The sequence below is a fragment of the Noviherbaspirillum sp. genome (genome assembly GCF_035944575.1).
Classification (GTDB): domain Bacteria; phylum Pseudomonadota; class Gammaproteobacteria; order Burkholderiales; family Burkholderiaceae_D; genus Noviherbaspirillum.
In genome coordinates this window covers 1-9,939 of sequence record NZ_DASZBA010000275.1, presented here as the reverse complement: position 1 = coordinate 9,939, position 9,939 = coordinate 1, and the positions used below count along the sequence as shown (strand labels likewise).

Below are 9,939 nucleotides of genomic sequence, written 5' to 3'. Positions count from 1 at the left end.
CGAAAGCAGGAAGCTCGACCGCTGCGCCATGAGCAAGGTTCGTGGCGGCAATTCCTGGCTGGCCGGACTGGGTCCGATTGCCAATGTCAATGTCGGCGTTCACCAGAACATTGCGCAACTGCAGAATGTCCAAGTCAATGCGTTGAACAATGTAGGTGTGATCGGTGCCGGCTTCGGTCCGCTCAACCTGAACGTCAGCCCTTCGCAATGGGCCAACGCAGGTATCGCCCTGTAAGGCCACAAGAAAGCCGATCGCAACCACGGCCGGCATAACAAGCGACACTTTGGAGATGAACATGTCATCACTCACCATCAAGGATTTACGCATCGACCGCCAGCTCGATCGTGCAGCGATGTCCGCTATCAAGGGCGGTGGCGCTCCATGGGTGTATGGATGGATCAGGCCGTTCAGCAGCAGCGCCATCGGATCGGGACAGGCAATCAACTTCTTCCAGATCAACAATTACGCTGATCAGATGATTAACCAGTTCCAGTCGATTGAAGTCAATAACACCGGCGCCAATTCGACTATCAATGTCGATGCGGATAACCGGAGCACCAATATCAAATAGCCGCGGGTTGGACAATGCATGACAAGGAAGGCAGGTAAGCCCGCGGCAATGCAATGCCGCCGGGCCACGTTGCCGGATAAGAGATGTGATTCAGCGAGGTTGCCATGATCGACACGACGGGTTTCCAATGGTTGTCGGCTTCCTGCACCCACGTCGGCCGGGTGCGGCAGATCAACGAAGACGCGTGCCTCGATCAGGCGGAACGCGGACTGTGGGCGGTGGCGGACGGCATGGGCGGCCACACGCTCGGCGACCTTGCCAGCCGCCTCGTCATCGAAAGCCTGAATCAGCTCCCGCCCGCGCCCAGCCTCGCCAAGCTGATGACCGATGCACGTGACCGGTTGCAGACCGTCAACCGGCAGTTGCTGACGGAAGCGGAAACCCGCGGCGCGCACATCATCGGCAGCACGGTCGTCGTCCTGCTTGCGCATGGACGCCGTTGCGGCTATCTGTGGGCGGGCGACAGCAGGATCTACCTTTACCGGGGCGGAACGCTGCGGCGCCTCACGCGGGATCACAGCCAGATAGAAGAGCTGATGTCCAGGCATCAGATCACCGACGAGGACGCCATGACGCATGTTGCCCGCAACCTGATCACGCGCGCCGTCGGCGTGGCCGACTTCCTCGAACTGGAAGAGGAAACGATGGATGTGTTCGATGGCGACATGTTCATGCTGTGCAGCGACGGACTGACCAATGAAGTGCCCGAGCAGGATATCCGCAAGGCGCTCGTCTCGCGCGACTGCCGCGATGCAGCCGAAGCGATGACGGACATGGCGCTCCAGGGTGGGGGGCGCGACAACATATCGGTTGTCGTGGTGCGCGCCGAAGACATGTTCAGCGCGGAACGGACCGTATTGAATCCGGCGCTGTAGCACAGCGGTGCCGGGCCATGCGGCCTCATGGCAGGAAATCGGATGCGCCGCATGGCCGATGGTGTCTGGCATGCAGCCGCCGCTGCAATCCCTCCGCCCCGTTCACCTTCCTCATGGCTGTCGGCGATTCAGTCACCGGCAGCGCCCGACTCGTACCCATCACTTCATCAATGCAGGACACTGCATGCAAAGCCTTGATCGACACAGCCTCCCTGCGATATCACTGCGTGGCAGGCGTTCGCCAGGAAGCCGTTTGCCGCATCGTCATGCGTGTGCGGACGAGGTCATGGCGTCTGTCAACGTGTCACATATATTCCAACGCTTGCCATGGCCGGCCGCAGAAAGTGTCGAATCACATCCGACAGTTTTCGCCGGCTCCTTTTCAGGCATACCGCCGCATCCTTTCCCGTACGCCATCGGATCCGCCGCATCAAGAACAAATACATCCCGCCGCGGGGGTTCCATGCGCTCTAATTTGCGACACGATGCGCACACCATGATCCTGGCCAAAAAATCCTGCGGCATTCGGTGGCACGATGCCGGTCTGCTTCCCACGCCCATGCACGCTGCCCGCATGCCGCTGTTCCGCAGCGTCGACCATGCATGCGGTCCGCGAGTCTGCCGGGTCCGGACACTCTCGCATGCAGGCTGCCGATGCACGCATGTTGATCACGGCTTGTCCCCGGCGACATGCGGATCAGGATCAGACCACCGGTGCTGGCAAGCTTCTTGTATGCATTGCCTGGCACGGCGCCTTTCTGGATCCGCAAATGACCGCGATGGCGACGTTGGCAACCATGCTCGAAGAAACCGCGTTCGCCCGGGACGGCGATCAGGAAACGGTAGGTGTTCGATATGAATCATGACAACCACACGGGCAGGACGCGCAGTCAGGCCGTTGCGCAGCAAACCCTTACCCGCAGCGAGGAGCATCCGGGCATGGCGCTTCCTGCCGGGACGCATCTCGGAGAATTCGAAATCCTGGGACTGATCGGCGAAGGCGGATTCGGCATCGTCTATCTGGCCTATGATCACTCGCTCAACCGCCGCGTGGCCCTGAAGGAATACCTGCCGTCCGGCCTGGTGGAACGCACGGCGAAAATGGCCGTGACGGTCAAGTCCCAGCGCAACAGCCATGCGTTCTCCGTCGGCCTGAAAAGTTTCGTCAACGAGGCTCGGATGCTGGCGCAGTTCGACTCGCCTGCGCTGGTGAAGGTACACCGTTTCTGGGAAGAGAACGGCACTGCCTATATGGCGATGCCCTACTACGATGGCGTTACGCTGCGTCAGGCGGTCAAGGAACACCGGATCAAGCCGAATGAAAGCTGGATCAGGCTGCTGCTGTCCGATCTCTGCGATGCGATCGAGACGATTCACCGCGCGCAATGCTTTCATCGCGACATCGCGCCGGATAATATCCTGCTGCTCAAGGATGGACGCCCGCTGCTGCTCGATTTCGGCGCCGCCCGCATGGTGATCAGCGATCTGACCCAATGCCTGACGGTGATACTCAAGCCGGGCTATGCGCCGATCGAGCAATACGCGGATAACGGCGGGATGCGCCAGGGGCCTTGGACCGACATCTATGCGCTGGCGGGCGTGGTGTACTACCTGATCACCGGCACGGCGCCGCCGCCCTCGGTGGCGCGCATTATGACTGACGAACTGGTCCCGGCGCGCGTGGCGGGCAAGGACAGGTACAGCAGCAACTTCCTGGCGGTGATCGACAAGGCGCTTGCCGTCAGGCCGGAACATCGCTTCCAGTCGATCGCGGAGCTTCGGCATGCGCTGGACCTCGGGGAAACCGTGCCGAGATCCATGCCTCCCACTCGCTCGAAACGGCCGCCGGAAGACGACGCAACCCGCCGCATCGACGAGACGTTAGTGATGGGCAATGCGCCGCCGGCCGCCACCCGCGTGCGCTCCGCCACCTATGGAAAGACTGCGCTGGCTCCTGCCCTCCAACGGGCGGCAACCATGATGCAAGCAGCCGCCGGTTCATGGCCGAAGTGGCTCGCCGCCGGCACTGTTCTGGTCGCCGGACTGGCCTCGGGCCTGTACCTGGGAAGCCGCGAACCTGCCGATGACCGGTCGGCTGCGACGCCCCTTGCGCTGTCGGAAGGATCGTCCGTGCAGGGATCCTCAGGCGGCAGCGGCGCGGTGGACGAGGAAGCGCAGAAGCCGGCTGCGCCCGCGCCGTCGCCTGCAAGAAAGGCATCCGTGCAGGGAACGGTCAGACAGCCGGCGGCGGCGCCGCCACAGGCCTCCGACAAGCCGGCCGCTGCACCGCGCAACAGTGAACCGCCGGCAGCAGAGCCGGCACCGGCAAAAGTCGCGCCGGCACCGTCGCGGTCACAGGCCGAAGAGAAACTATGGCGCAGGACAGTCTCGGCCGACCATGCCATCGACTACGACAACTATCTGAGGGAGTATCCGGACGGACAGTACGCCGCGATCGCAAGGCGCAAGCTCGAATCGATGCAAGCGATGGCGACACCGGGTGCAGCCGCTGAGCAACGTTCCCGGGCCGGCGAGACCAAGGCAGCGGAAACCAAGGCTGCGGAAACCAAGGCCACGGAGATCAGGACGACGGACAATAAGACGACGGACAACAAGGCGGTGGAAAAAGCCCCGGCGCAGAATGCCGATGCGCAGAACACCGCTCCCCAGGGCGGCGCAACGCAATCGGCGTGGGCCGCCGAGTCGAAGATGTGGGATATGGCGACCGCGCTCAACCAGGGGCCCGCCTATGAATCCTATTTGCGCAAGTATCCGCAGGGGCGCTTCTCCGCGCTCGCGCGTGACAAGCTGGCCGGCATCAAACCGGCCTCGCCGGCCGCCGAGTCATCGCAGCCCCCGGCTGCCGAGAAAGCACGCGAGCCTGCACCAACGGCGAGCAGCGGCGAGCCCAGGATGCCGGAACGCCAGGCCAACCTGAAACCGTTATCCCCTTCCGCACCGGCGGCGCGCACCGATGTACGCACCGACACCCGCACGGAAGCCGATGCGGAAAGCAGGCCTGCCACGGAGCCGTCTGCCACCGGCCGCAGGACCATCAAGGCGGGTGACCAGACCTTGATCGGCGATTTCGTTTCCGATCCCGTTACCGGCATCATGTCCGGGACCGGCAGGATCATCTGGGCCGACGGCAACCGGTTCGAAGGCACGCTGGTCAAGGGCGTGAAGGAAGGAAAGGGAAAGTTCACCTGGCACAACGGCCAGCGGTATACCGGCGACTGGTCGAAAGACGCCCCCAATGGCAAGGGCACGATCGAATATGCCAACGGAATACGCTATCAGGGCGATGTCAGGGACGGCATGCCGCATGGACAGGGCACCTTGTGGTTTCGCGACGGCGATGTCTACAAGGGCTCCTGGGTGCAGGGACGCTCCCACGGCCAGGGCCGCTACACCTGGGCCAACGGCAGCTACTGGGAAGGCGAGTTCAAGGACGACAAGCGGACCGAGAACGGCAGGATGTTCTTCGCCGACAAGGCGGCGGAGGGTTCCGCGCAGGCCAGGAACTGATCCGCGTCGCGCAGGCTCACTGCAAGACGCCGAAGACCTTGCCGATGATCTTGCTGCCGGTGCCGACCGGATCGCGCCGTATCGCCTTCTCCTCTTCGGCGATCATGGTGAACAAGCCGTCGAGGGCGCGTTGCGTCACGTATTCTTCCACCGTCGACTGCTGCGATCCGATGCCGAGTTTCGATACCTGGGCCATCGTGCCGTTGTACTTGGCGGACAGGTCCGACCGGTCGGTCACCTTCTTCACGATCGGCAGGAACCTGACGGCGAGCTGTGCCGAGGTCTTGTCGCGGAAGAAGTTGGTCACCGACGTGTCCCCGCCGGTGAGTATCTGCTTGGCATCGGATACGGACATGGAACGCACGGCATTGAGCAACAGCGGTTTGGCCATGGGCACCGCTGCTTCCGCCGCATGATTCATCGACACCACCAGGTCATCGAGCTGTTGCCCCTGACCGGTCATTTTCAGTACCGGGCGGGCTTTCTCGAGGATGGGGGGCAATTTGATCTTGACTTTGTCGTTGCTCAGGAAGCCGTTCGGCACGCCCAGTTTTTCGACTGCGGTGACCGAGCCTTTTTCCAGTGCGGCTTTCAGGCCGTTCGATGCGTCGACGTTGGACAGGTCGGCCAGCGAGGCGGCCATTGCGCTCGCGGCGAGAAACGGGGCGGCGAGGAAGAGTGACTTTGCGTTGGCGATGTTCAGCATGGTGGGCTCCATGGTGCGGGGGATTGATTGGATGTGAGTGCCAGTGTATGCCAGTCATGGCGATTGCGTGAACATGGCGATGGAGCAACCGAGGCAATCATTCTTCCTGATCGCACTTGTGCCTGCATTGTTCAATGCAACGTCTGTAACGCATTGCGTCATCACAAATAGCTGCCAGGCCCTTGTCATTCCCGCACAGGCGGGAATCCAGAGTGACGGAGATTCTCCGGTAATGCAACGCTGCTGGTTCTCCGAAGAGACAAGCCGGGACTGGCCCCGGCGGGCCACTTCCTTTCTTTGCTTCGCCAAAGAAAGGAAGCAAAGAAAGGCGACCCCCAGTCGACGCCCCTTCGGGGTTCCCAAAAGCAGGCGTGCTGAAACGGGAAGCGCAATAAACTCGCCTGCGGCTCAGACAGATTTCGCTTCTTTGTCCGTTTCAGCACGCCTGCTTTTGGCGTCGCCAGCAGGGGAGAACGGCGCAACCCATCCCCACCCTGGCCCTCCCCTTGCAGGGGAGGGAATCCTCCGTTCTTTACTTTGCCGCTAGCGGTGAAAATTTGAAGCTTCCTTTGCCTGCCTTATGAGTGTGCAAGCTAAAGGATAGAACAATTCCCTCCCCTCAAGGGGAGGGCCAGGGTGGGGATGGGGTTGGCCGTTTCCCCCTTTTAGCGACGCCAAAAGTGACGCTGTCAAAACGGAAATAGAAGTGAAACCTGTCTGAGCCGCAGGCGAGTTTGTTTCACTTCCCGTTTTGACCGTGGCACTTTTGGGCACCCCGAAGGGGCGGCGATAACGGGGTCGCCTTTTTTGCCTACTTTTTTGGCGAAGCAAAAAAGTAGGTGGCCCGCCGGGGCCAGTCCCGGCTTGTCTCTTCGGAGAACCAGCAGCGTTGCATTACCGGAGACACTACGTCGCCTTGGATTCCCCCTTGCACGGCGCCCGTAGTTAACTTGCCTGGGGCTCAGAAAAATTCATTTCTGATCCGTTCTGATCACGTCACGTTTAGCGTCGATAAAAAGGAATGAACAGCCACCGCCTGCTTGCATTCAATGAGCCGGATTTGACAGGCGACTGCAGGACTCCAACATCAATTCCCCCTCACATCCCCCGACTCCCGCCCATTCGGCTCCGGCTGCCGCACCCTAAAATCCTTCGAATGAATCCCATGTTTCTTCAACAGCATCTGCAAATGCGAACGGTTCATATCACAGCGCCTGGCCAGCTCCGCCACCGTGCCACGCGTTTCCCGCAAGCCCCGTTCGAGAAACGCCCGTTCCGCCTCGTCGCTCGCGGCGCGCTTGGCATCGGTGAGGGAAACCGGAATCGAGGAGAGCGATGACGGTGCTGACGAAGGTTGCAACGCACCGATGGCATTGCCGGAACTCATGGACGGCGGCGCCGGCCGGATATCTTCCGGCAGATGGGTGATGTCGGCGATTTCCCCTCCCAGGCAGGAGATGCGGTAGACGAGGTTGCGCAGCTCGCGGATGTTGCCGGGATAGGCGTAGTTCATCATGAAATCGCGCAGGCGCGGCGTCATCTTCACCGGGCGCCGCTTCAGCGTTTCCGCCGATTCGTCGGCATAGTAGGCGAGCAGCAGCGGTATTTCATCCTTGCGTTCGCGCAGTGCGGGCAAAGTAAGATGAATCACGCTCAGCCGGTAGAACAGGTCTTCCCGGAACGTGCCCTGCTCGATCAGGCGGCGCAGGTTCTTGTTGGTGGCGGCCACGATGCGCGTATCCACCGGAATGGTTTCATCCGACCCGACCCGCTGTATTTCGTGCGATTGCAGCACGCGCAGGAGCTTGACCTGCCCGGCCAGCGGCAGCTCGCCGATTTCATCGAGAAAGATCGTACCCTTGTGCGCGCTTTCGAATTTTCCGCGGCGGTCATTCACCGCGCCGGTGAACGATCCCTTCTTGTGGCCGAACAGTTCGGACTCCAGCAGGTTGTCAGGGATGGCGCCGCAGTTGACGGAGATATACGGCTTGTCGGCACGTGATCCATTGGCATGGATCACCTTGGCCATCAACTCCTTGCCGGTGCCGCTTTCGCCGTCGATGAGAACAGGCAGATCGGTGGGCGCCGCCTTCTCGGCAACCTCGAGCGCATCGAGCAGCTTCGGGTTGTCGCCGAAGATGCCTTCGAACACGAAGCTGCGTGCGAGCAGCGCCTTGCGCCGTTCGCCCTGCGACTGCGGCATCTGCGGCACCGCCGGCAGTTCCGCGCTCGCCGCACGGACGAAGCGCTCCTTGTGCGACAGTTGCATCACCTCATCGCGCATCGCCGTCACCTGCCGCAGCAGCTTGTCGATGTCCGTGCGTTCGAGCCTTGACGCCCATCGCAGCGAGGAACGAAGGATCTCGATTTTTTCGATCAGGCCCGCATGCGATATCGCCGAGCCGCCGTCATCTTCCTGGTCTAGTATTTTCATGCCGCACTGAGCTGTTTTTGAACGAGCTGGTAGTACATTCCCCGCCGGGCGACGAGTTCGTCGTGGCGGCCCTGTTCGACGACCGATCCTTCGTAGAGAACCAGGATCTTGTCCGCCTGCATGATGGTGCTGAGACGGTGCGCGATGATGACTGCCGTGCGCCCCTTCAGTATTTCATGCATGTTGCCGATGATGTTGCTTTCCGATTGCGTATCCAGCGCCGACGTCGCTTCATCGAACACCAGCAGGTGCGGATCGTGATAGAGCGCCCGCGCGATGCACAGGCGCTGGATCTGGCCGCCCGACAGGCCGACACCGCGCTCGCCGACGATCTGTTCATATCCCATCGGCATCTTCGCGATGAACGCATGGGCGTCCGCCATCTTCGCGACTTCCTCGATGCGGCGGCGGTCGGGGCTTTCGTCTCCGCTGGCAATGTTTTCCGCGAGCGTGCCGGAGAACAGCAGGTTGCTTTGCATGACATAGCCCACCTGCGCCCGGTAATACTCCTTGTCGATGATGCTCAGGTCATAGCCGTCCACCATGATCTTTCCCTCGCTGGGGGGATAGAAGGCGACCAGCAGCTTGGCGAGCGTGGTCTTGCCCGATCCGCTGCGCCCGACGATGGCGACCAGCTCGCCCGGCTTGATTTCGAGGTTGATGTTTTCCAGCACATAGGAATCGTCATTACCGCCGTAGCGGAAGTAAACATTTTCAAGCCGGATATCACCGCGCAGGTCCGGCAGCAGAACACGCGACGACAGGTCGCTTGCCTTCTGTTCCGGTTCGATGTCCAGAACGTCGCCGAGCCGCTCCATTGCCACGCCGGCATCGTTCAGCCGGCTCCATAATCCGACCAGCCCCATCAGAGGTGCCAGCACGCTGCCCATCAGGGCGTTGAAAGCAATCAGCTGGCCGATGGTCAGTTCCCGCGCAAGGACCAGGTTGGCGCCGACCCACAGGATGGCGATGGTGGTGGCGGCGTGCAGCAACTGGCTGCCGAGCGACACCAGGATGTTGAACGACTGGGCGCGATACTGGACTTCGAGCGACTTCGCATACTTTTTTTCCCACTTGAGCCGGATGGGCCGCTCGATGCCCATGCCCTTGATGGTTTCCACGCCGCCCAGCGTTTCCATCAGGTAGGCCTTGGCATCTGTAGCGGTCGCGAACCCTTCCCGCGCATAGTTTTTGATCTTCGGCGTCACCAGTACCGTCAGCAGCATGATCGGAATGACGAAGGCGATCAGCACCAGCGTCATCTTCACGTTGTAGAGGAACAGGATCGTGAAGTAGATGAACACCATCAGCAGGTTGAGCACCGTCGTCACCGTCGATTCCGTCAGGAACGAACGTATCGTTGCGTTCTCCTCGAAGCGCGCCAGGATGTCGCCTGCCTTGCGTTTCGCGAAGAACGAAAATGGCAGCGACATGGTGTGCTTGAAGAACTGCGACATCATTGCGAAGTCCATGTTGCGCACCATGAAATTCGCGAGATAGGCGCGGATTGTCGTCATGATCTGCGTGAACACCGTCGATATGATCAGGCCGGTGATCAACAGGTGCAGCAGGCTGAAATTCTGGTGCACGATGACACCGTCCAGCACATTCTGGATGATTACCGGCGGCACGATGCCCAGCATCTGGATCACGAAAGTCGCGATGAACAGGTTGACGAGGATTTTCTTGTAAGGGCGCAGGTAGCCGATGAAGCGGATCCACGGCGAGCGCTCCACGTCGAGCTGCACCAGGTTGTCCCCGGGCGTGAATACCAGGCAGGTGCCATGCCAGCCGCGCTCGAATTCCTCCACGCTCATCTTGCGG

8 protein-coding genes are annotated in these 9,939 nt (G+C 61.1%); 5 read left to right on the top strand and 3 right to left on the bottom strand.

Translation table 11 applies throughout. The features are described from left to right. From VGU61_RS22590 to VGU61_RS22570, 5 genes are all read left to right on the top strand, one after another. The coding region (locus VGU61_RS22590) for a hypothetical protein (protein WP_326861569.1) at positions 1–235 on the top strand (235 nt) is incomplete at its 5' end. Between the two features lie 61 nt (positions 236–296). Beyond that, positions 297–572, top strand: coding sequence for a hypothetical protein (locus VGU61_RS22585; RefSeq protein WP_326861568.1), 276 nt, complete (start codon positions 297–299; stop codon positions 570–572). A 104-nt stretch (positions 573–676) separates the two neighbouring features. Continuing rightward, a complete protein-coding gene (locus tag VGU61_RS22580; RefSeq protein ID WP_326861567.1) occupies positions 677–1,447 on the top strand; it encodes a PP2C family protein-serine/threonine phosphatase in 771 nt (256 codons plus the stop codon). A 641-nt stretch (positions 1,448–2,088) separates the two neighbouring features. Beyond that, the gene (locus VGU61_RS22575) at positions 2,089–2,313 is read left to right on the top strand and encodes a hypothetical protein (RefSeq protein ID WP_326861566.1); all 225 of its coding nucleotides are present in this window, start codon (positions 2,089–2,091) and stop codon (positions 2,311–2,313) included. After that, positions 2,303–4,975 carry a protein kinase domain-containing protein gene (locus VGU61_RS22570; protein ID WP_326861565.1) on the top strand — a complete coding sequence of 891 codons (2,673 nt, stop codon included), beginning with the start codon at positions 2,303–2,305 and terminating at the stop codon, positions 4,973–4,975. Before VGU61_RS22575 ends, VGU61_RS22570 begins: the two co-directional genes overlap by 11 nt. A 16-nt stretch (positions 4,976–4,991) precedes the next feature. Here the strand turns inward: VGU61_RS22570 and VGU61_RS22565 are convergent, their stop codons facing one another. From VGU61_RS22565 to VGU61_RS22555, 3 genes are all read right to left on the bottom strand, one after another. Beyond that, the gene (locus VGU61_RS22565; RefSeq protein WP_326861564.1) at positions 4,992–5,681 is read right to left on the bottom strand and encodes a DUF4197 domain-containing protein; all 690 of its coding nucleotides are present in this window, start codon (positions 5,679–5,681) and stop codon (positions 4,992–4,994) included. A gap of 1,087 nt (positions 5,682–6,768) precedes the next feature. Then, a complete protein-coding gene (locus tag VGU61_RS22560; RefSeq protein ID WP_326861563.1) occupies positions 6,769–8,115 on the bottom strand; it encodes a sigma-54 dependent transcriptional regulator in 1,347 nt (448 codons plus the stop codon). Beyond that, on the bottom strand, positions 8,112–9,939 hold a 1,828-nt coding region (locus VGU61_RS22555), incomplete at its 5' end, for a peptidase domain-containing ABC transporter (protein ID WP_326861562.1). The genes VGU61_RS22555 and VGU61_RS22560, both read right to left, overlap by 4 nt.